The 24149-nt window shown below is 39.6% G+C and carries 20 protein-coding genes; 12 read left to right on the forward strand and 8 right to left on the reverse strand.

The features are described 5' to 3' along the window. Window positions 1–125: 125 nt before the first annotated feature. Entirely contained in the window at window positions 126–848 is a 723-nt protein-coding gene (locus Q1R07_RS13820; protein ID WP_300491377.1) for a DUF4294 domain-containing protein, read from the reverse strand. A gap of 81 nt (window positions 849–929) precedes the next feature. On the opposite strand from Q1R07_RS13820, the gene Q1R07_RS13825 reads away from it, so the two are divergent. The 4 genes from Q1R07_RS13825 (at window position 930) to Q1R07_RS13840 (ending at window position 6156) form a co-directional block, all read left to right on the forward strand. Continuing rightward, a complete protein-coding gene (locus tag Q1R07_RS13825) occupies window positions 930–2018 on the forward strand; it encodes a M42 family metallopeptidase (protein WP_300491379.1) in 1089 nt (362 codons plus the stop codon). Window positions 2019–2023: 5 nt separating this feature from the next. After that, entirely contained in the window at window positions 2024–3988 is a 1965-nt protein-coding gene (locus tag Q1R07_RS13830; protein WP_300491381.1) for a histidine kinase dimerization/phosphoacceptor domain -containing protein, read from the forward strand. Continuing rightward, window positions 3985–4707 carry a response regulator gene (locus Q1R07_RS13835; RefSeq protein WP_300491383.1) on the forward strand — a complete coding sequence of 241 codons (723 nt, stop codon included), beginning with the start codon at window positions 3985–3987 and terminating at the stop codon, window positions 4705–4707. Before Q1R07_RS13830 ends, Q1R07_RS13835 begins: the two co-directional genes overlap by 4 nt. Window positions 4708–4815: 108 nt before the next feature. Then, a complete protein-coding gene (locus tag Q1R07_RS13840; protein WP_300491385.1) occupies window positions 4816–6156 on the forward strand; it encodes a hypothetical protein in 1341 nt (446 codons plus the stop codon). Window positions 6157–6206: 50 nt separating this feature from the next. Here Q1R07_RS13840 and Q1R07_RS13845 read toward each other — a convergent pair whose 3' ends face one another. Continuing rightward, complete coding sequence (locus Q1R07_RS13845) at window positions 6207–6590, reverse strand: ankyrin repeat domain-containing protein (RefSeq protein ID WP_300491387.1); 384 nt, start codon at window positions 6588–6590, stop codon at window positions 6207–6209. 174 nt (window positions 6591–6764) lie between these two features. After that, entirely contained in the window at window positions 6765–8657 is a 1893-nt protein-coding gene (dnaK, locus tag Q1R07_RS13850; protein ID WP_300491389.1) for a molecular chaperone DnaK, read from the reverse strand. Between the two features lie 385 nt (window positions 8658–9042). Between dnaK and Q1R07_RS13855 the strand changes: the two genes are divergently transcribed. After that, window positions 9043–10464 (forward strand): L-serine ammonia-lyase, encoded by a 1422-nt coding sequence (locus Q1R07_RS13855; RefSeq protein WP_300491391.1) that lies wholly within the window; start codon window positions 9043–9045, stop codon window positions 10462–10464. Window positions 10465–10532: 68 nt separating this feature from the next. On the opposite strand, the gene Q1R07_RS13860 is transcribed toward Q1R07_RS13855, so the two are convergent. After that, the gene (locus Q1R07_RS13860; RefSeq protein ID WP_300491393.1) at window positions 10533–11210 is read right to left on the reverse strand and encodes a hypothetical protein; all 678 of its coding nucleotides are present in this window, start codon (window positions 11208–11210) and stop codon (window positions 10533–10535) included. 89 nt (window positions 11211–11299) lie between these two features. Then, complete coding sequence (locus Q1R07_RS13865) at window positions 11300–11731, reverse strand: nuclear transport factor 2 family protein (RefSeq protein WP_300491395.1); 432 nt, start codon at window positions 11729–11731, stop codon at window positions 11300–11302. A gap of 100 nt (window positions 11732–11831) precedes the next feature. On the opposite strand from Q1R07_RS13865, the gene panB reads away from it, so the two are divergent. Genes panB through Q1R07_RS13890 form a run of 5 tightly spaced genes read left to right on the forward strand, consistent with a single transcriptional unit; the run spans window position 11832 to window position 16425 of the window. After that, entirely contained in the window at window positions 11832–12650 is an 819-nt protein-coding gene (gene panB / locus Q1R07_RS13870) for a 3-methyl-2-oxobutanoate hydroxymethyltransferase (protein WP_300491397.1), read from the forward strand. Window positions 12651–12664: 14 nt separating this feature from the next. After that, a complete protein-coding gene (locus Q1R07_RS13875; RefSeq protein WP_300491399.1) occupies window positions 12665–13360 on the forward strand; it encodes an RluA family pseudouridine synthase in 696 nt (231 codons plus the stop codon). Window positions 13361–13403: 43 nt separating this feature from the next. After that, complete coding sequence (locus Q1R07_RS13880) at window positions 13404–14732, forward strand: hypothetical protein (RefSeq protein WP_300491401.1); 1329 nt, start codon at window positions 13404–13406, stop codon at window positions 14730–14732. 30 nt (window positions 14733–14762) lie between these two features. Then, window positions 14763–15551: a hypothetical protein gene (locus tag Q1R07_RS13885; protein ID WP_300491403.1), complete on the forward strand. Its 789-nt coding sequence runs from the start codon at window positions 14763–14765 to the stop codon at window positions 15549–15551. A 19-nt stretch (window positions 15552–15570) separates the two neighbouring features. Next, on the forward strand, window positions 15571–16425 hold the full coding sequence (locus tag Q1R07_RS13890) for a neutral zinc metallopeptidase (RefSeq protein ID WP_300491405.1): 855 nt from the start codon (window positions 15571–15573) through the stop codon (window positions 16423–16425). 82 nt (window positions 16426–16507) lie between these two features. Here the strand turns inward: Q1R07_RS13890 and Q1R07_RS13895 are convergent, their stop codons facing one another. From Q1R07_RS13895 to Q1R07_RS13905, 3 genes are all read right to left on the reverse strand, one after another. Next, window positions 16508–17788, reverse strand: coding sequence for an alginate export family protein (locus tag Q1R07_RS13895; protein ID WP_300491407.1), 1281 nt, complete (start codon window positions 17786–17788; stop codon window positions 16508–16510). An 89-nt stretch (window positions 17789–17877) separates the two neighbouring features. Continuing rightward, window positions 17878–19206, reverse strand: coding sequence for an MFS transporter (locus tag Q1R07_RS13900; protein WP_300491409.1), 1329 nt, complete (start codon window positions 19204–19206; stop codon window positions 17878–17880). A 75-nt stretch (window positions 19207–19281) separates the two neighbouring features. Next, the gene (locus Q1R07_RS13905; RefSeq protein WP_300491411.1) at window positions 19282–20748 is read right to left on the reverse strand and encodes an MFS transporter; all 1467 of its coding nucleotides are present in this window, start codon (window positions 20746–20748) and stop codon (window positions 19282–19284) included. A 174-nt stretch (window positions 20749–20922) separates the two neighbouring features. Here Q1R07_RS13905 and Q1R07_RS13910 point away from each other — a divergent pair, with 174 nt between their 5' ends. Continuing rightward, the gene (locus tag Q1R07_RS13910; RefSeq protein WP_300491413.1) at window positions 20923–21987 is read left to right on the forward strand and encodes an MFS transporter; all 1065 of its coding nucleotides are present in this window, start codon (window positions 20923–20925) and stop codon (window positions 21985–21987) included. 106 nt (window positions 21988–22093) lie between these two features. Further along, window positions 22094–24149, forward strand: a 2056-nt coding sequence (locus Q1R07_RS13915) for a molybdopterin oxidoreductase family protein (RefSeq protein ID WP_300491415.1), incomplete at its 3' end; no start/stop codon positions are given.

Consider the following 24149-nt stretch of genomic DNA (forward strand, 5'->3'; position numbering starts at 1 on the left):
AAATTAGTAAAAGCATACCTATATATAGTATAATTCCGGTAATCTTTAAACTCTAAAAACTTGTTGATCCTATATAAAAACAGAAAACCCCGGTAAAACCGGGGTGTCCTTTATATATACTGTGATTAATTTTGTACCTCTTCTTTTGCTTTGGCTTCCTTTTCACTTCGGATTTGTTTGGACTTTTCCGCTTTTAATCGCCAGGTTGCCGCCAATTCTGCTAAATCAATTGGAGTGGCAGGATCCTGTTTTTGGAGTTTTCCGCTTTTAAAGGACTTGATCAAAATACTTTCAATATAGAAATCTTCTAAATCATCGAAAGGTTTGTATTCCTTTTTAAGGTTTATATCAAACAACCGGGCGGTATTATTCGACCAAAATGCCTTCCATCCGCTTTTCAAATCCTTAATCAACTCAAAAGTTGTCACACCGGTTTGACGATGGATCAGTTTTACCAGAATCTGACCGTCTTTTCGCGAAAATTTCTTTAGTCGGTCTTCAAATTCATTTTGTAAATAATTCTCAACGATTTTAAAGTATTTCTTTTTTTCGCGATCCGAAGAAAGCTTAGCCATATTAGCATTTAAAATGGTTAGATTTTCTGCAGCCACTTTTGCATACGGATATACCTTTAATACTCTTCGCTCGAGTATCCGTAATTTTTTCATTTCTTCAGCATAGGCCGCGTTCTTCCCAACAATCACTTCATCCATCTGAATTATATAACTCACCGAAGTATCTTTTACCGTATTGGGAATTTCCGATTTAAGGGAATCCTGAGGGTTAACCTGTGCGTAAAAAAAAGCGGGGAAAAATAGAAATCCTGATAGAATAAATAAGTGCTTCATATAATACTAATTAATGTGTAAAATTAGACAATATTCTGAGCAACTATAATACCAAATTTATAAATTAGCAAAAAAATATTTATGGCAACAAAATCTATATTAACAAAATCATCACTGACTTTTCTGGAAAAATACCTAAACAACGCCTCTCCTACGGGTTATGAGGAAAGTGGACAGAAAATATGGATGGAATATCTTACCCCTTACGTTGACACTTTTATTACCGATACCTACGGAACAGCTGTGGGTGTGATCAATCCCGACGCACCTTATAAAGTAGTAATCGAAGGACATGCCGATGAAATTTCCTGGTATGTAAACTATATAACCGATAACGGTTTGATTTATGTGATCCGTAACGGAGGAAGTGATCATATGATCGCACCTTCCAAACGGGTTCATATTCATACCAAAAAAGGAATTGTAAAAGGCGTTTTCGGTTGGCCAGCCATTCATACTCGTAACCGCGGTAAAGAGGAAGCAGCTCGTATTGACAATATTTTTATCGACTGCGGATGCGAAACCAAAGAAGAAGTTGAAAAACTAGGCGTACACGTAGGTTGTGTGATCACCTATCCGGACGATTTTATGATTCTAAATGAAAATAAATTCGTTTGCCGCGCTATCGATAACCGTATGGGTGGTTTTATGATTGCCGAAGTCGCTCGTTTGTTACACGAAAACAAAAAGAAACTGCCTTTTGGATTATACATCACCAACTCCGTGCAGGAAGAGGTTGGCTTACGCGGTGCTGAAATGATCACCAAAACAATCAAACCGAATGTTGCCATCGTTACCGATGTTTGTCACGATTCGTCCACACCGATGATCGACGTAAAAATTGAAGGTGATACCAAAATCGGAAAAGGCCCGGTAATTACCTATGCGCCTGCCGTACAAAACAAATTACGAGAATTGATTATCGATGCAGCCGAAACCAACAAGATTCCTTTCCAACGACTGGCGTCTTCCAGAGTAACCGGTACCGATACGGATGCTTTTGCCTACAGTAATGGCGGTGTGGCTTCGGCACTGATTTCACTTCCGCTACGTTATATGCACACCACGGTAGAGATGGTTCACCGTGAAGATGTGGAAAACGTGATTCGCCTGATTTATGAAAGTATCCTAAAAATTGAAAACAATGAGACTTTCTCGTATTTCAAATAATTAAAATGTTCCGCTTCGGAATATTTAAAACGGCCTTATCAATAGTATTGCTTTTTATTTCGGTTTGCCATGCGGCTGAAGAAAAAGACAGTATCAGGGACGCTTACGGTTCTAAAAACGCTATTGATAAGGTCTTTTTTTACGAAAAACTGGATCTGAACACCAAAAGATCCTATCAGGATTTCTTTTATACTTCCTTTCCCCGATTGTCTCAGGATCGGCTTATTCAAAATTCCAAAAAAAATGACATCCGCTATCGGTTTGCCCTTGCCGAAGTCTATAATATAAAGGGTGACGAGATTAATGCTATTAATGTACTTAAAAGTATCCGGAACGATAAAGAGTACAAATTGTCCGATACCGAATATATGAATCTGTTGGTGGCGTTGCAAAAATCCTACCTGAATCTGAATTTGTATTCGAATGTATTTCAGATCAATTCCGAAATTGGAACCCTCCGAAAAAAAGGTGTTTATTTTCCGCTTTGGAGCTATAACATCAAAAGTCAGTTGTATGCCAGGCTTTATTTATACGAAAAGGCAATCCGTCAGTTAAAATCTGAAATACGGGATTTAGAGCGTTACGCACAAAACGATCATTTGATCATTCCTTCGGCCTATAACGATCTTGGGTTTTATTATTCGCTCAATGACAATATTGACAGTTCTTTTTATTACTATAAACGCAGTCTTCAATTATCCGAACGACATTTAAAAAAGTCACAACCCGACGCCTATAATCGGCTTACCGGAACCGTCAAAGGAAATATGGCAGTTTTATATTGCAAAAGGAACGATTATAAAACGGCGATTCCATTATTACAGGAAGATATTTCGGTTAATTCCGGAAACAAAGACGATGATCTGGGCAGTGCAACCAGTCGGATATTACTTTCCGAATGCTATTCCCGATTACAGCAATACGACCGGGCGAAAACGGTTTTACTGGATGTGGAACGATTCCTTCCTCATATTACCCAACCATCCACTTTGGTTTATTTTTACAAAACCAAAGCCGAATTACTCAAAGCCCTTCAACAAACCGACCAAGCCTATGCCTACTATAAAAAAGCGTTCCAATTAAACGATTCGATCAACAAACAAAACCAATCCCGATTATTGGGTGGGAATGAAATTTTATACCATCTGGAACAACAGGACGATTTAATCGCACAACAACAAACAGCCATTCAGCACAAACAAAAATACATTTTACAGATTATCCTTTCGGCCTTATTGATCATCACTTTATTTGCCTTTATTTACATGATCAACTCACGTAAAAAGCAGTTAAAAATTCAGAAGATGAATGAAGAGATTTCGGCTAAAAATAAAGTGATCAAAGAATCTCTTTCCGAAAAGGAAACCTTACTGCGTGAAATCCATCATCGGGTCAATAATAACCTTCAAATGATATCCGGTATTCTGGCACTTCAGCAAATGTATAATACCGACGATTCGATACGGCTTATACTACAAGAAGGTCAGGCGCGTATCCAGTCGATTGCACTTATCCACAAAGCGTTGTATCATTCGGATAATTTTGCCCGTGTTTCTTTCGGATCCTATCTGAACGAATTGATTTCCGCGATACAAAAAACCTATCAGGATGAAACCAAAACCATACACTGTGAAGTCGACGCCGGACAAATTGAACTCAACATCAATACTGCCATACCGCTTAGTCTTATAATTAATGAAATTATCACCAATAGCTTTAAGCACGCTTTTAAAAATCGTTCCGAAGGTCGTATCGATATCCGGCTTTCCAAATTAAATGATCACTACAAACTAAGCATTATCGATGATGGTATCGGACTTCCGGATCATTTTGATCCGACGAATTTACATTCCATTGGTTTTGATCTGATCATGGGTCTGACCAAACAACTCGACGGTGAAGTAACCTGGCATAACCAAAACGGAACCCAAATCAATATCACGTTTAATGAAATAACTCCCCAATCATGAGCGCACCACTACAAATCCTTATTGTTGAAGACGAATATATCACGCAAAAAACAATTACCGTTTTCCTAAAGGAAATGGGCTATCATGTGGTGGGTTGTGCCATGCAGGCCGATGAAGCACTGCGCTACTTAAACCAGCATAAAGTAGACTTTGTAATTTTGGATATCACCATTAAAGGAGAAAAAGACGGAATCTGGCTGGCCGAAAAACTACACCAACACTATGCGATTCCTTATATTTTCCTGACCGCCTACGTGGATGAAGTGACGGTAAAAAATGCTATCGCCACCAATCCGTACGGTTATCTGGTAAAGCCATTCCAAAAAGCGGCTTTATTTTCTGCAATTGAAATTGCGCTGATCAACTTTAACAAATGCCAACAAGTCAAAAAAGAGACTCCGGCTTCCATTGTTGTAAAACATCAGGATATTTTTGAAAAAGTAACCCTCGATCATCTTTATTATATCGAGAGTCAGAAAAACTACCTAATTCTTACCACTTCTCACAAACAATACCGAATCCGGGCCACTGTTACGGATTTTCTGGAAAAACTTCCCGATAACTTTATTAAAACCCATAAAGGGTTTATCGTTAATACCGACAAGATACAAAGCTTTTCGTCAAATGTGGTTACTATTAACGGTCAAAACATTCCCGTTTCAAAGACCTATAAAGACATTGTTTTCAATAGCTTACATCATTCGTCCTTAAAACAGTAGGCTTCGAAACTTTTATCCCGGAAGTATTGGATTATATCCCAGTTTTTTTAAACGGTGATTCGTTTTAATAATTTTTGTGTTAATAAATTATTAAATAATAATTACTTTATGAAAAATCTACTACTTCTGATCCTTCTTTGTCCAATAGTGCTTTTTGCGCAAGTCGGTATCAACACCACTACGCCACATGCCAGTTCAATCCTCGATGTAACAGCAACCGATAAAGGTTTACTTGTTCCTCGTATCGCCATTCCGAATCTAAACGCGGCCGCTCCGGTTTCCAGTCCGGCCAATAGTCTGCTCGTTTACAATACCAATGCAACAACCGGTGTTGGTTTTTATTACTGGAATGGCAGTAAATGGGTTCCAATATCCGGAGCACATAACGATTGGGTTATTGTTGGAAATGACATGTATAATGCCAACTCCGGAAATGTGGGCGTTGGTGTAACCGCACCTACGGCTAAATTTCATGTTGAGAATAGTTCGGGCGCTAGTATCGCTCCTTTTTCAGGCGGATTCGAAAGTGGTACCATTTCTCCTTTTAGTACTTCCGGTAGCGGTGGATCGTGGACAGTTACCACAACAGCCGGTCAGTTTAATGTCGGTTTGTCTGGAATTAAATCCGGTTCGGGTGTTCATAGCAGTTCGTCTAATCTGGATCTGAGTGTTTCTATTCCTGCCGGCGGTTCGTCTTTTTCCTTTAATTATCGTGTGGATAGCGAATCGGGTTATGATTATCTGCGTTTTTATATCGATGGTGTTCAGCAAAATCAATGGTCCGGAACGGTGGCCTGGGCAACTTATTCCGGAACGTTAACCGCTGGGAGTCATACCTTATCCTGGCGTTATGAAAAAGACAGCTCCACCAATTCCGGTTTGGATGCCGCTTTTATCGATCAGGTTGTGATTGCCAATACGCAAACGCTTTCACCGGCGATTCGCATTGTTGATGGTAGTCAGGGAAATGGAAAAGTACTTACTTCGGATGCGAATGGTTATGCGAGCTGGAAGAGTACCAATCTACCGGATATTGCGTCTTTTCAGGGAATGATCATTCCTGTTTGTGATTCCTATTCCAATGGAAGTTCGGGTTCGTTTACCATTCCGATCCGGGGCGTAACCACCACGGTTACCTGGACTATATTGGGCAAACAAATCCGAAGTGCCTCTGCAACGTTGTCGGGCAATACTGTTGCATTGGCTCCTATAACGGCCGAACGTTTACAGGTTCGTTACGACTTTTCACCGCAATTGCCTTTTAATCCGCTGGGGATTATTTTTAACGCTTATAATTCGAGTGGTTTTCCGGATACTTTTGTGATCAATTATGCTAATAAATCGCAAAACTCGATAACGGTCAATATTGCACGAGCCGATCTTTTTGCCAGTCAGACGTCGAATTGCTGGACCGGGCAATTTTATTTTGATGTGATGGTCATGAATTAAAAAAGAAAAGGGAGCCTTCCGACTCCCTTTTCCTGTTTTTTACGTTTCAATTATTTTCTGGCACCAGCCGTTTTTAATGTTTCAATAACGTCACTGTTTTTGAACATTTCAGCAATTTTTAAAGCGGTATTTCCATTTTGATCAACTGCTGCTAAATCAGCTCCTTTTTCAACCAATAATTTTACAATTTCAAGGTTGTTGTAACGTACGGCATACATTAACGGTGTAAGATTGTTTGTTCTTTCGTTAACGTCTGCTCCATACTCGATGAATTTTTTGATTGTCGCAACGTCACCTTTGCTGATTGCTGTACAAAGTGGTGTGGCACCATAAGTGTTTACAGTATACACTTTTGTTTCTGTAACTGTAGCAGCTGTAGCAACATTTGTAAAAGCTACTAAAGCCATTCCTAAAATAAAGATCGTTTTTTTCATGATGATTGATTTTTTAAATTATTTTTGATTGTTACAGTTTAGACGCGACACTTTTCATTTCGTTACAGGAAAAATCTTATTATAACATTTTTTTAACATATCGGGCTGTTTTTCGCGATACGGCATAAAAAAACCGGGACATTTGTCCCGGTTTCCGAACCATTACGGTTGCTATTATTTTACTTCTTCGTAATCAACATCCTGCGTCTGGTCACCCTGATTCGCATCACCACCTTGCGGTTGTGCCTGAGAAGCCTGACCATCTGCCTGTGCTTTATACAATTCTTCCGATGCATTTTTCCATGCTTCGTTAATTTTGTCTAATGCCGGCTGGATTGTATCTACGTCTTTTGTTTCGTACGCTTTTTTCAATTCGTCCAAAGCACCTTCGATAGCCGATTTGTTTCCGTCTGATAATTTATCACCAAACTCTTTTAATTGTTTTTCGGTCTGGAAGATCATTCCATCAGCCTCATTCAATTTATCTACTTTCTCTTTAGCTGCTTTGTCCGCTTCAGCATTTGCTTCTGCTTCTTTACGCATTCTGTCGATTTCTTCCGGAGTTAATCCTGAAGAAGCCTCGATACGGATATCGTGTGATTTACCGGTTCCTTTATCAGTAGCCGATACTTTAATAATACCGTTGGCATCGATATCGAATGTTACTTCAATTTGCGGTACACCTCTTGGTGCTGGCGGAATTCCGTCTAAGTGGAAACGACCGATTGTTTTATTATCGTTTGCCATTGGTCTTTCCCCTTGTAACACGTGGATTTCCACAGATGGCTGGTTATCCGCCGCTGTTGAGAAAACCTGTGATTTTTTAGTCGGAATAGTTGTATTGGCGTCAATTAATTTTGTCATTACACTTCCCATAGTTTCAATACCTAAGGATAATGGTGTAACGTCTAATAATAATACGTCTTTTACGTCTCCGGTTAATACACCACCCTGAATTGCAGCTCCAACAGCTACTACTTCATCCGGATTTACTCCTTTTGATGGTTTTTTACCAAAGAATTTCTCTACTTCTTCCTGAATTCTAGGAATACGGGTAGAACCTCCAACTAAGATTACTTCGTCGATCTCCGATTTTGAGATTCCGGCGTCTTTTAAGGCTTTTTCACATGGGATCATGGAACGACGAACCAATTCGTCTGCCAATTGTTCAAATTTCGCTCGGGTTAATGTTTTTACCAAGTGTTTCGGTCCGGAAGCCGTAGCCGTAACATAAGGTAAGTTGATTTCTGTTTGTGCAGAAGCCGATAATTCGATTTTTGCTTTTTCAGCCGCTTCTTTCAAACGTTGTAAAGCCATTGGATCTTTACGTAAATCAACACCTTCTTCGCTGTTGAATTCGTTTGCCAACCAATCGATGATCACCTGATCGAAATCGTCACCTCCTAAGTGTGTGTCACCATTTGTTGATAATACTTCAAATACACCGTCTCCTAATTCCAGGATTGAGATATCGAAAGTACCACCACCTAAGTCATATACTGCAATTTTCTGGTCTTTTCCGGCTTTATCCAATCCGTAAGCCAAAGCTGCAGCCGTTGGTTCGTTAATGATACGACGTACTTTTAAACCTGCGATTTCTCCGGCTTCTTTAGTCGCCTGACGTTGCGCATCGTTAAAGTAGGCCGGTACCGTAATAACCGCCTCCGTTACTGTTGTTCCTAAATAATCTTCGGCTGTTTTCTTCATTTTCTGAAGTGTCATTGCCGACAATTCCTGCGGCGTATAAAGTCTTCCGTCAATATCAACACGTGGTGTGTCGTTATCTCCTTTTACCACTTTGTACGCAACATTTCCAGCTTCTTTCTGGCTTTCTGAGTATTTGTTACCCATAAAACGTTTGATCGAAGCGATCGTTTTCGTTGGATTTGTCACTGCTTGTCTTTTGGCAGGATCTCCTACTTTGATTTCACCACCTTCTACAAAAGCAATTACAGATGGTGTCGTTCTTTTTCCTTCTGCATTAGGAATTACTACCGGCTCATTACCTTCCATTACAGAAACGCAAGAGTTAGTCGTCCCTAAGTCAATTCCAATAATTTTACTCATAATTAAATCTCCTTATTATATATTTTTTTTCGTTTCGTTTTTTCAACTTGATTGGTATAAGTCAATGATTGTGCCATTCGCCAAAAGTGTTAAAAATTGTCATAAATACCGTATTTTCTGTCTTTTAAATACTGACAAGATGACATTTTTGCCGTCAGCTATTTTCCAACTGGTTTCGAAAATAATATCACAAGTCCCACTCCCTTTGTGAGTTTATCGTATTTATTTCGACTGACAGTGGCGGCATTTTTAAGAATACGAAGTAATTAACGGTAAAACCATACCCAGAAATCACCCGTAGCGCTAAAAGTGTGTTATATCCGTTTTATTTATTGAATTATCGGATTATCTTTGCTTTAGCAAATAAACATTTAGATTACTATATATGGAGTGTATTTCTGTATTTGATATGCTTAAAATCGGTGTCGGTCCTTCGAGCTCGCACACCTTAGGCCCTTGGCGTGCAGCCGAACAGTTTCTTGTTGAAATCAGAAATCGTAACTTTATTGATCATGTAAATCGTATTACGGTCGACCTATACGGTTCACTGTCACTAACCGGAAAAGGTCATGCCACCGACCTGGCTGTCATGCTTGGACTTAGTGGTGCCGATCCGGAATATATCCCGGTAGAAAGTATCGATGTGATCATTTCTGCCATTAATAATAAAAAAGAACTTTTTTTAGGAAACGAAATCATCATACCGTTCGATCCGGAAAAAGATATCGTCTTTAATCGGAATTTCCTACCATTTCATGCCAACGGACTTACCTTTACCGTTTATACCGATACACAGGAATATACTTCGACCTTCTACTCGATTGGTGGTGGTTTTGTGGTAAAAGAAACGCAGGAAGAAAATACGGCTAAGGAAACCACCAAACGCAATTTCCCGTTTCCGATCGAAAAAGCCGAAGAACTTTTGGCTTATTGTCAGTCCGAACAAAAGAAAATCTCGGAAATCGTTTATGAAAATGAAAAATCCATGCGTTCGGAAACCGAAATTCACAGCGAATTGCTACGGATTTGGAATACGATGCTGGAATGTATGTATATCGGATGTCATACCGAAGGTACTTTACCAGGCGGTTTAAACGTTCGCCGTCGCGCCTATGACATGCATAAAAATCTGATCGGCGTAGTGCCCTATGACAATCCGCAATCCTGGCTGGAAATTATCCGGATGACAGAAGTAAAATTCCGTCAGATCTTGAAATGGGTAAGCTGTTTTGCTCTGGCTGTAAACGAAGTAAATGCCTCTTTGGGACGTGTTGTGACCGCTCCGACCAACGGAAGTGCCGGTGTAATCCCTGCCGTTTTAATGTATTATATGGTGATCGAAAATCACGAAGCCAACGAAGAACAGATCAAACAATTCCTGATGGTAGCCGGAGAAATTGGCAGTATCTTTAAAAAAGGAGCGACAATTTCAGCAGCAATGGGTGGTTGTCAGGCGGAAATTGGCGTTTCCTCTGCGATGGCTGCCGGAGCGTTGTGCGAACTGATGGGCGGAACTCCGGAACAGGTATTAATGGCTGCCGAAATCGCAATGGAACACCATCTGGGCTTAACCTGCGATCCTATTGGCGGACTGGTACAAATTCCATGTATCGAACGTAACACTATGGGCGCCATTAAAGCGATCAATGCGGCCGAACTGGCTTTGGAAACCGACCCTAAAAATGCAAAAGTGCCATTGGACAAAGTGGTCGACACGATGTGGCAAACGGCAAAAGATATGAATAATAAATATAAGGAAACATCCGAAGGTGGATTGGCCGTCGCTGTAAATATGGCCGACTGTTAATTGCCTCTAATAACGATACAAAAAAGCGGAATCAATATTGATTCCGCTTTTTTGTTAGTGTTTCTATTTTAATGCATCAAAAATTGTGATTGATTTATTGATCCGCTAAACTCATATGATAATATATCATTAAAACGTAATCGTAATTTGGTTTTAAAATTACCACTATCTATAGGAACGGATGTTATTGCTATCTGATTAGGTGGTACTGTAATAAAACGAAGAAAGGTACCACACATGTATACATATTTTTCTTCAATTGGCATCCATTTCCCTGACTTATTCCTAGCCTCTAAAATAAGTCTCAGATGATTTCCGTTTCCTACTGTTAGCGAATCCTTTCCTTTATTAAATAATATAACCGGAAAGGCTTGGTATTTTTTAGTATAAAATTCGTTAGAGTTTTGCTCCAATAAATAGGTATGATTCGATATTATTTTAGTAGTATCAATATATATAACAACATCTTCCGTTTTAGGATCACTGTGGTAATTTGTGACTTCCTCAGGATAAGCATCATCCGGATTAGGTAAACAAGCATATATAGTATCTCTATTCTCCCCTAAATAAAGGCATTTATAATCAGCCGTCTGTAAACTAAATACGTTTCTTTTTTCTAAATTTTCTTTTAGAGTGTCCAAAACTATAGGGATTTTATAAGTCGGTATTTCTTTGACTTTATTATTCTTTTGACAAGAGTAAAATCCTATGCAAAAAATGAATATAAAAAAAGACAGAATCTTCATCGAATTACTTCTATTAAATTTGAGTCCCAAAATACCTTGAAATTTTACAACTTCAATACGTAATAGCAAATTAATTTGACCAAATCCCTCTATTTCCTCCTGGTATCAACAATATAAATAATTTTCCAGGTTCCGTTTTCGTTAAACAATTGGAACGAATTGACTCCGGAGTGGCTTAATTTTCCGTTGATATAAAACTCATACGGTGTCCAGGCATGTGCCATCGTCCCGTCGATCTGAATTTTATAGCTCAGAATTTTTTCCTGAAAAGTCATTTTCGCCGGAAACGTAGCGATTGCTTTAAAAAAAGCGCCCGATGTTTCTTCTGTCAGTCGGTTCCCTTTTGGGCTTTCCTGTATCGACTGTAAAATCATTTTATCATGACAAACCGACTTTATTTTTAGGGTGTCTTTTGCGTGAAATCCATCGAAAAAAGTCCGGATGGTCGTTTCAACATCCTTTTCCTGTCCATACATTCCAAATGACAGACAGATCATGACTAGCAGTAATTTATATTTCATAATTATACGCTTTGGTTACATCATCAGTAGGATTAATCCCGGTTATGTTACAGTATTGATAGAAATTGTAGTACTTTTACGTTTCCAAAATTTGAAACTTATGTCAGTTGCTAAAAAAGACTACAAAAGAATTACAACAAAATCGTTGATTGAAATGAAAAGCAACGGAGAAAAAATCTCCATGTTAACGGCCTATGATTATACCATGGCAAAAATCGTTGACAGTGCCGGAATCGACGCTATCCTTGTTGGTGACTCCGCTTCCAATGTTATGGCGGGACACGAAACTACATTGCCCATCACTTTGGACCAAATGATCTATCACGCTTCTTCGGTTGTTCGCGCAGTTGACCGTGCACTGGTTATCGTTGACTTACCTTTTGGAACCTATCAATCGGATCCAAAAGAAGCTTTGCGTTCGTCCATCCGAATTATGAAAGAAAGCGGCGCTCATGCTGTAAAACTGGAAGGGGGAAGTGAAATCAAAGACAGTATCAAACGAATCCTGAATGCCGGAATACCGGTAATGGGACATTTAGGATTAACGCCACAATCCATTTATAAATTCGGAACCTATACCGTTCGTGCCAAAGAAGAAGCCGAGGCTGAAAAATTGCTCGAAGATGCCAAAATGCTCGAAAAAATCGGATGTTTTGCTGTAGTTCTGGAGAAAATTCCATCGGCATTAGCTAAAAAAGTAGCCGAAAGTATCTCGATACCGGTAATCGGAATCGGTGCCGGAGGTGGTGTCGACGGACAAGTATTAGTGTTGCATGACATGATTGGAATGACACACGAATTCAGTCCGCGTTTCTTAAGACGCTATATGAACCTTTATGACGATATGAGCAAAGCAATCGGAAGTTATGTAAGTGATGTAAAATCACAGGACTTCCCGAATGCCAATGAACAATATTAATACGATCGTATTCTGTGACTGATAAAACCGTTTCGAACAAAGACAATTTACAGGTTATTTACGAGGACAATCATCTTATTGTGATCAATAAGCGTGTAGGCGATATTGTACAGGGTGATAAAACCGGCGACAAACCGCTTAGCGATGTGGTTAAAGAATATCTAAAGGAAAAATACAACAAACCGGGCGAGGTTTTCCTCGGTGTTATTCACCGTCTGGATCGCCCTACAACCGGTATCGTTGTGTTTGCCCGTACCTCGAAAGCACTTACCCGTATGAACGAATTGTTTAAAAACCGGGAAACCCAAAAAACCTATTGGGCGGTGGTAAAAAACCGCCCTGTACCGGATACTGCCACACTGGTTCACTTTTTAAAGCGAAATCCTAAAAACAATACGTCCAAGGCCTATCCAAAAGAAGTTCCGGATAGCAAAATGGCCAGTCTTACGTATTCGGTGATCAAAGTACTTCAAAATTATACCGCTCTGGAAATCGATTTGCATACCGGAAGACATCATCAGATCCGTTCGCAATTATCGGCTATTGGAAGTCCGATTAAAGGCGATCTGAAATATGGTTCCGATCGTAGCAATCCCGATGGCGGTATTCATCTTCACGCCCGAAAACTGGTACTCACCCATCCGGTCAGTAAAGAAGTATTGGTACTAACTGCGCCAACACCTGATGACAGTATTTGGAAAAGCATTTGATTTTTTTATTATTTTTAACACTTAATTGTTAATCTTTCTTTTTATGCGAAAAATACTTGTCGCTTCCTGTTGTCTGTTTATTTCCTCTTTATATGCGCAGGAGCATTTCAGCGGTATCAATACCACCCGTAGAACCGGAATACTGAATGCTTCGGTAAATCCGGCGGAATTAAGTAATCTGAGTAACCGGTTTGAAGTCAATATTTTTAATACCAGCGCAAACGTTTCCAATAACAAAATCAGCTTTAAGGATATTGTAAACGGAGGTAACCTGGAAGATAAAATTTTTGAAGGAGACAAAGCGGTCAATATGCGTCTGGATGCCGAAATTCTGGGTCCTTCTTTCGCTATGAAACACGATAAATGGGCTTTTGCGGTTACTTCATCTGCAAAAATTAAGGCCAATTTAATCGATGTTGACGTCAATTTGGCCAATGCCGTACGTAACTCGTTTATCGGTTCGTCTATGATTGCACTCGACCACAACCAACGTGTCAATGCTTTAACATGGGGTGAAATCGGTTTTTCGGCTTCCCGTATCGTTTTTGAAGATCATCAGCATAAATTTAGCGGCGGCGCCACTTTTAAATTGCTTTTCCCGGGTTCTTATGCCAATATTGCCGCGGATAAATTTAGCGGTACCGTTACCAATGTAGTAGGCGATGTGGAATTGACCAATGCGCATGCCGCCTTGAATGTTTCCTACTCCGGTGCGTTGGCCGATGGTTTTACCGACAGTAGCAATTTTAATCAGTTTTTTGGTAATGGAATCCACGGTTATGCGGTTGATTTGGGCGTGAATTACCAGTGGAAAGAACAAGATGACAGTGGCTATAAAATTAATGCCGGACTGGCCGTTCGAAACATCGGAAGTATGACTTTTAAAGCCGATAATAATGTTTCCCGAAATTATAGCCTGTCGGTTGAAGGTTTACAAAGTTTTGACCTGAACCAGTTTGAAGGTGTTGACAATGTAAAAGAAATCGAACAGATCCTAATAAACAGTGGTTATGTTACTATTGACAATACCACCAAAGATTTTAAAGTAAAAATGCCAACACTTATTTCGGCTTATGCCGATGTACATGTACATAATAAGTGGTATGTAACCGCCTATATGCAACAAAAAGTAGTTGACGACACTAAAAATGACTTGGCTACAGCTCAGAATGTCGTTACAATTACACCTCGTTTTTCGGCTCAGGACTACGAGATTTATTCTCCTTGGTCGAGCAACGAAATTTCCGGAATAACCGGAGGTATCGGGTTCCGTTTAGGCGGATTTTATCTGGGTTCCGGATCTATAGTAACCGCCTTATTAAGCAATACCAAACAAGCCGATGCCTATTTAGGTTTCCGAATAGGTTTTTAAACTCCAAAATCATAATTAAAAGAACAAAAAATGCAGCAAAACATTAAAAAAAGACTCGAAGAAATTAATAGAAATGGATTGCATCTGGAAACCGGTGCACTAATCGACCAGAGTTTTGAAAACTATAAAAAAATTGCGCTGATGGCCGGCTTGGCTTTTCTGATCATGGTTATTATCATTTTTGTTTTCCTGATTGGCGGTGTTTCCGTTTTTTACGGACTGGAGCGCTACGTACAGGATTTTTCTCATTTGGAACAAAATGGTATCTCTCGCAATTTTATTATTGTCTCGGCTTTAGTCAATACGGTGATAGCGGCTATTACGGCGCCGTTTTCGGCTGGAATCATCAAAATGTCATCCGATGCGGATAACAATCGTGAATTTAGTGTTGGTACGGCTTTCGAATATTATAAATCAAATAAGTTTATTCCCGTTTTTACAGCCAGCCTTATCATTGCACTGACATCTGCTTTGATCGGAGCATTATTACAATTGCTAAACATGAACTTCGTAGGGACATTTGTAAGTATGATCATTAGTTTTCTGACCTGCCTTACCCTACCGCTTATTATTTTAGGAAATCTATCCGTTAAAGATGCTATTGTACACAGTATTGCATTGGTCAACAAAGCGCCTCTAACCGTTTTATTAGCGTTAATTGTCGCTTTTATAGGAGCTTTAACCGGTTTGATCGCCTTTTGTTTGGGTGTATTCTTTACCATTCCGTATATTTATTGTATGTATTACACCATTTACAAAAACATTTTTGGTTCCGATGAAAGTGAAATTGAAGACATCGGCCGATATGATTCTTTCTAACCCTTTAAAACCCTAGCCTATGAAATGGAAAGGCCAACGTAAAAGCGAAAATGTTGAAGACCGTCGCGGTATGTCTTCCGGTGGTAAAATAGCTGCCGGTGGAGGTCTTATCGGTATTATTATCTTACTGATCAATATGTTTGGGGGCGAAAATGTTCAGCAACTGACACCTATTTTGGAACAGTTGCAACAAGGACAATCGACAGAACAGGTACGACAACGGGATTTAACCCCGGAAGAAATAGAATTAGGCGATTTTACCGCTACAATGTTAGGAAACAATGATAGTATTTGGGCAAAGGTTTTTCACGAAAATAAAATGACTTATGAAAAACCCGGAATGGTATTGTTTACCGACAATGTATCCACCGCTTGTGGTAATGCTACCGCTGCTACAGGTCCTTTTTATTGTCCTGCCGATCGCAAAGTATATATGGATCTGGCCTTTTTTGAAGAATTACGAACCCGTTTTGGCGCCAAAGGTGGTGACTTTGCGATTGCTTATGTAATTGCACATGAAGTAGGTCATCATGTCCAAACCTTATTGGGAACGTCCGGAAAAGTTCGAAAACTACAACAAGGACTTAGTCAGACAGCAGCTAATAAACTTTCCGTTTCATTGGAATTACAGGCTGATTTCTATGCTGGCTTATGGGCACATTACAATCAGAAATATCTGGAAGAAGGCGATATTGAAGAAGCCCTTAGCGCTGCGCAAGCAGTTGGTGATGACGCCATCCAGAAAAAAATGCAGGGACATGTTACCCCGGATTCTTTTACGCATGGTACATCAGCACAACGTATCGAATGGTTCAAACGCGGTTATCAAACCGGTGATATCCGAAAAGGAGATACTTTTGCCGAATTAAACTAATAATTCATTAGGGATTATATAAAAACAAACCCCGGAAGCCTATGGTTTTCGGGGTTTTACTTTATGCGTAACCGAAAATGGTTTATTTTAATTTAAAAGATGGATTAAAGTGTAGCGCCAACCAGGTCCAGGTTTGCAAATTTTTCGGATCACTGACATTTTTCAGCGTATTCATACTGTCGGATGCAAACATAAAAGAATGTCCGATAAAAAGTCCGAATTGCTTGTTCAATTTGTGCTGAAATACCAGATCCAATTCGGTTCCCAAATATTTAGACAAATCCTTTCCGTTACTATCTATACCTTGTTTGCCATTTGTCATAAAAGCATGAATATTCCCGGCCAAACTGGATTTCGGGCTGAATTTCATCTTTGTCTGGATATAATAATCGTTAAGTCCGAATGTATTGAAATGGTTCCCCACATAAAAATAATCCATAAAACCATTGAATTTATGATTGGTTCCATACATCGGACTAAAAGATCGGTTTTCGGTGGCAGCCGTATCATAATTATTTCCGGATAACCACTCCGTTCCGACTACTACATTAAATTGTTTACTCACAATAAAATCGGCGTTAAGCGAAAACTGATACGCTTTTTTACTTTGTCCTGCTGTATTGTTACCGGCCTGGTAATATCCGGATCCAAAAATCCCGAAGCCCTCAAAATATTTTCCGGCGTTCACTCCTGCTGTCAGCATATCATAATGTGTTCCATCTGCATTTTGCAATACATTGTTCATCGCAATAACGGAAAATCGAGATTTATTTGAACCTTTATACTGGTAGTGCAGCAATTGTAAGGATTTTGTTTTTTCACCACTGTCTGCAATGCCATATACTTCGTTAGTTGGTGTATCGTTTGTATCATCACCATCGTTATTATACGACACCACTGCTTCTAATTTTGAGTTTTTTCCCAAAGAAAAAATCCCTTTTAAAGCATCGAAGCTTCTTCCCTGCATAGCCCAATCCAGTGCTCCTAATAGTCTTTCGTCATCATACGAAAGTATCTGACGTCCAATTTTTAATCCGACTTTCGGGTTAAACTGGTATTTCGCCCAGGCTTCATTAACCGTAAAATTTTGATTTTTAATTTGAGTTGAAGCGGTTTCTCCCCATATTCTCACATCCTGAGCCGAAAAATACATTTCCAGATGCTGATAATAATAATCCAGTCCGATTCTGGCTCTTGAAAATATCGTCGCTTCTGCATTTTTTCCTTTTGGAATTAAGGTTTTCTGACCGTTATCCAATTCCATACGTGTCCTGAAATCAATATTCATTTTAAGACTGTCGACCTGTGCATTGGCAAAATAATAGCCACAGCAAAGGCAAAACACCATTACTTTTTTTAACATATCCTGATTTTTTAATTAATAATTAGTTTATCGGGTAGCTTTATGCCGAAAAAAATTGTTCTTAAATAAAAGGGGGAGTTTTTATTTTTTTAGCTTGGGCGTTCGCACCCTTTTCGGGTATAGAATTTCCAATTGACAAAAGTGGCCCATATACAGATTACAAACACCAATCCGAAAAACAAACGGGTATCTCCGGTAATGGCTCTGGACTGCGTAATTAACACATTAAATACAAAAGGTCCAAAAGCAGCAATTGCCGAGGTCCATCCGATTACGCCGGCAGCTCTTCTCGGAGAATCCGAAAAGATAATCGGGAATTGTTTAAATGTTGCGGCATTACCAACTCCTGTGAAAAAGAAAATCAACAATATGATCGTCACAAATACCGGGAATTGTTCAATAGACGTCGGTGTTAGATAGCCTCCTAAAATCAATATAGCAAATAGAATTATCAAAGCGACACCTGTTATATGTGTCAGAATAGCACCACCGGTTTTATCGGCAACTTTACCAAAAATCACGCGAACCAAAGAACCGATTAGCGGACCGTAAAAAGCGTATCGCAAAGGATCCAAATCGGCTTCCAACGGCACATAAAGGCTTTTTATCATCATCGGAAAAGCGGCTGCCAAACCAGCAAATGTTCCAAACGTCATAAAATAAGTCAAAGTACAATACCAGGTATGTTTGTCTCCGAATATATCCAACTGTTCTTTAAACGAAGCCGTTACCGGGATATTTTTTAACGAAAACCAAGCCCAGATTCCAACCAGAAACAAAGGTACCACATAGATAAAAGCTACGTTTTCCAGAAACATCACCTGACCGGTTGCGGCAATGATTTCACCACCGCCTACAAAGGAAAAAATCCCCAGACTCAGTACTAAAGGCGATAGCAACTGAACCAGACAAACCCCAAAATTTCCGATTCCGGCTTGTATTCCCAATGCCGTACCCAATTCTTTTTTAGGAAAAAATAAAGAGGTGGATGGCATATATGACGAAAAATCGCCTCCTCCAATTCCCATTAAAAAGGCTATCAGCATAAAATAGCGATACGACGTTTCCGGGTTCATCACCGCAAAACCGAGCATTAACAACGGAATGATCTTAATTAATGTCGTTATCGTAATGACTTTTCTTGTTCCAAAAAGCGGAATCAGGAATGTATTCAATATTCGCAGTAAACCGCCAGCCAGACCCGGCATTGCTGCCAGCCAAAAAAGCTGGTCATCCGAAAAATCAAATCCGATTTTTGGTAATTTAATCACGACTACGCTAAACAAAAACCAGGTGATAAAAGAAATGGTTAGCGCAATTGTTGTAATAGTAAGTGTTTTCCAAGCTATTTTCTTGCCTGTTTTTTCCCAAAATTGTTCATCATTGGGATCATAATTCGTCAGCCATTGTGAATTCATATAAAATAGTTTAATGTTAACAATTCTATTTGTATAGCCGTGTCAGTAGGTTAATGTTCTAACTCCTATACCCGATTATTCGATACGGTGTTTAAGATGAGGTGCTTCTTTATGTGTCATTTTTTTAATGGTGTGGATCATCCAGTAAAGAGAAACGGCCGAAATGACAAAGACAAAAATCCAGGAACTCGTCCATAAATCGGAGAAATCCAGTAGATAACCGAATAAAATCGGCCCGATAAATCCGCCTAATCCGCCTATAAGTCCAACCATTCCACCCACTATTCCCACTTCATTAGGAAAGTATTCCGGAATATGTTTATAGACCGCAGCCTTTCCTATTCCCCAAACAATCCCTATAGCAATTACCAACAGGGAAAATACCCAGATATGAGCTTCAAATTTGATCAATGTAACTCCTTCAGCCAGAAGTTCTTTTTTATGGACTTGCTGATTTTGTTTGACCACTATTTCCTGCCACGAAAAAAACTCGGGTAGTATCTTTGTTTGTTCCGGGATTTCCGGCTTTTCTTTTACCGCGATTGTTTCATTACCCAATACGATTTTATTTCCGGTAACTTCCGTGACAACAGCCGATTTCTTAGTGACAATACCTTTCCCTGGTGTTAGGATATCCATTTTGGGAAGCATTAGTAATCCGCTTATAATCAGTGAGGAGTACAATACCCCGTACATTACTTTTCGGGCACCGAATTTATCCGACAGGTAACCTCCCAAAGCTCGAATCACACCACTCGGTAAACTAAATGCTGAGGTCAGTAAACCGCCTAATACCAACGATGTTTTGTACACATTTACATAGTAGGGCAATAACCATTGTGAAAAAGCTACAAACAAACCGAAAACCAGAAAATAGTATAGTCCGAAACGCCATACCCGTGTTTTTTTTAGCGGAGCAAGTAATTCCGCTGTTGTTTTTACCTGACCCGTTACTTTTTTATTTTTCACAAAGAAGAGGAAAATGAGTCCCATCAGAATTAACATACAGCCATAGATTACCGGTAACCATCGCCATCCGTTTTGCGGATCAGAGGCCGATAAAGCATTTAAAGTAACAGGCGCTAAAAAGGTTGTTAACGCAGCACCCGCATTTCCCATTCCGAAAATACCCAATGCTCTTCCCTGCCATTCTTTGGGATACCAGATCGAAGTAAATGCAATTCCAACAGCAAAACTGGCTCCTACCATACCAAAACAGAAGCTTAATAAAAAGTAGACCCAATAGGAAGTAACAAAATAGGTTAAAAAAAGTGGAACCGAGCAGCATAACAACAGCCAGGCAAAAACCACTTTACCGCCATATTTATCGGTAAGTATACCCAAAGGTAATCGCGTGATGGAACCGGATAAAATAGGTATTCCCAAAAGCCATCCGGTTTCAACAACCGACCAGTTAAATATCCCATTATCTACCAAATACGTGACTAAAACACCATTCATTGTCCAACAGGCAAAACAAATAGTAAAAGCCAGTGTATTTAAAAAAAGAATTTTGTGTGCAGATCGTAGATTATTTTCCATAAACTCAATTTTTATTGATTACAAATAATAAAAAAACCCCAGCGAATAGCCATAAAAAGCTACTCCCTTGGGGTTTACTTTGTAAAGATAATCAAAAATATTTTTATAACATAATATGAATTATATTTATTTTTTATAACTTTATATCACAAAACAAATATTTTTATCTACAATATGTTAAAAATAATCAACATTAAAGCCTTTATTGTAGCTGTTATTGCTACGATTTTGACCTTACTACTGGTGCTTATTGGATCCCGTAGCCTGCAAAATTTTGATGCCGCTTTGGTCGCTTACCTGTTTGGAACATTATTCGCAATTTTCGGAATAGTGTATCGCTATATGGTATGGATTCAAAGGCCACCTACCCAACTATATTTTAAAAGTAGCATCCGGATTCTTTTTTCTAAGGAATTTGTTTATTATCTGCTATATGTTATTAAGGATTTCTTTAAAAATATAGTCTTTCAGAATTTTATTTTTAAAAGAGGAAAAAAAAGAGGTCTTGCGCATATAGCAATGGCAATAGGCTGTACAATCGCATTTGCCATTACTTTTCCGCTTACATTTGGCTGGATTCACTTTTCCTTAGATCCGGCTTCCGGATTGGATCCTCTTCTGGAACCTATCTATACGGCTCATTTTTTTGGATTTGATGTAATGCATTTTCCGGTAAAATCCGTTGTTGGATTTCTAACATTCGGAGCCTTAAACTGGTGTTCGTTACTCGTAATCATCGGTGCTTCCTATTTTCTGCAAAAACGACTAAAAGATCCCGGACTAATCGCTACTCAGACCTTTGAAGGCGATATCCTACCTTTATTATTATTGATATTAGTATCGCTAACCGGACTGGGATTAACGCTCGATTATGAATTTATGAAAGGACAGACTTATGAATTTATGGCCGTTACCCATGCTTTTTTTGTAATCGTTTTTCTGGTTTGGATGCCGTTTGGTAAATTCTTCCATATTATCCAGCGACCGGCTCAAATTGGCGCACATATCTATAAAGAAGTCGGCAAAAAAAGAGGCATGCAGATCTGTAAACATACCGGAAAAGAATATGCTCCCCAACTTCATATTTCGGATTTAAAAAAACTCACCCGTCAATTAGGATTCCGACTCGAATCGGAAAATGGACAATCGCTACTGGATTACAGCCCCGAAGGAAAAAGAGATTTATTAGCGATGGCACATTTAAAAGCCCGACAAGAATCCGGAACCTACTTCGGATAAACCCACTCCCAATCAAAAAACCTACTAAAAAATGTATAACCGCTTTACAATCGGAAATCGAAATAGCTGATGATTTCCGGTTCTAAACCATAAAACTATATTTAGTATGGCAAAACTTCCTATCGACATTGATCGTATTATCGAACAATTTGGGCCAACACTCAATTTCCCTAAACCAGAGGGAATTTCCGGACGCGACGAACCGGACAAAATTGTCGAAACACACTGTTGTTTTTGCGGTATGCAGTGTGGTATAAAACTGCTCGCAAAAGACAATAAAATCGTAGGCTTCGAACCCTGGATGGAGTTTCCTTTCAATCAGGGACGCTTATGTCCTAAAGGTGTCCAACGTTATATGCAGGACAATCATCCCGACCGACTAAAGTCACCTTTAATAAATGTACCGGGCTTCGGTTATAAGGCTGTTGACTGGGAGGAAGCGATGGATAAAACCGTATCGGAAATAAAACGAATACAAACACAATATGGCAATGATGCTTTTTCGGTTCTCTCCGGTGTTTCACTGACCAACGAAAAATCGTATATGGTTGGAAAGTTTGCCCGTATCGCTTTAAAAACCAAAAACCTCGATTATAACGGTCGACTGTGTATGGTATCGGCCGGAGCCGGAAATAAAAAAGCTTTCGGATTGGATCGTACCTCTAATAATTATGAAGATCTGGAAAAAGCTGAAGTGATCATTGTAACCGGAGCAAACGTATCGGAAACTTTTCCGACACTTACCTACTGGTTATGGCGCGCACGGGATAATGGTGCCAAATTAATTGTTGTCGATCCGCGGGTAATTCCATTGGCGCGAACGGCTGATATCCATCTTGATATCCGCCCCGGAACGGATTCGGCTCTTTTTGGTGCAATCCTAAATTATATGATTCAGCATGACATGCTTGATCATCATTTTATAGAACACTATACTTCCGGTTTTGAAGCGGCCAAAGAAGCCGTAAAAGAATATACTTTAGAATGGGCAGAAAGCATTACCGGTGCGAAAAAAGAAAAAATTGAAGCGACAGCTCAACTTTGGGGAAAAGCCGCAACGTCGTTTTTACTACACGCAAGGGGAATTGAACACCATACCAAAGGTGTTGAGAATGTACTGAGCTGTATCAATATTGTGCTGGCTTCCGGCAGAATCGGAAAACCTTATTGCGGCTATGGTACCATAACCGGACAAGGAAACGGACAAGGTGGTCGCGAGCACGGACATAAATGTGATCAATTACCGGGAAACCGGGATATCGAAAACCCGGAACATCGTAAATATATTTCTGAAGTCTGGGGTATCGATGAAAAAGAATTACCCGGTAAAGGCTTGTCAGCCTACGAAATCATTGAGGCCATTCACCGTGGTGAGATCAAGGGCTTGCTTTCCCTATGTTTTAACCCGCTGGTGTCTTTACCCAACAGCAATTATGTTCGTGAAGCATTGGAAAAACTGGAGTTTTATGTTGGCATCGACTTTTTTATGAGTGAAACCATGCGGCATTGTGACATTATTTTACCGGGTTCGCTTCACGAGGAGGAAGAAGGTACCGTAACCACAGCCGAGGGACGTGTAGTCCGAATCCGTAAGGTTGTCGATCCACCAAAAAATGCCCGAACCGATTCTGAAATTCTAATCGAACTGGCAGAACGATTAGGTGCCGGGGATAAATTTAATTTTGTGAATAGCGAGGCCGTTTTTAATGAGCTTCGTGTGGCTTCCAAAGGCGGAACGGCCGATTATTATGGAATCACCTACGATAAAATTGAAAAAAACATGGGGGTTTTCTGGCCTTGTCCGGATCTGGATCATCCCGGGACGCCCCGATTATGGGAAGATAAAAAATTTAAAACACCCGATGGTAAAGCCCATTTTAATCCGGTACAATACCATCCCAGTATGGATCCGGTTGACGAAGAATATCCTATTATCCTGACAACCGGCCGAGTGGTTTCCCAGTATCTCAGCGGAACTCAAACCCGAAGAATCGGTAAACTGGTCGAGCAATTTGCACAACCGTTACTCGAAATTCATCCAACACTGGCCGAACAGTATAATATCCATCAACATGAAGAAGTCCGGGTAATCACCAAACGCGGTGAGGCTATATTTCCGGCTACTATTGTCGAAACCATCCGGGAAGATACCGTGTTTATTC

This window comes from Flavobacterium sp., assembly GCF_030146175.1.
Lineage (GTDB): Bacteria > Bacteroidota > Bacteroidia > Flavobacteriales > Flavobacteriaceae > Flavobacterium.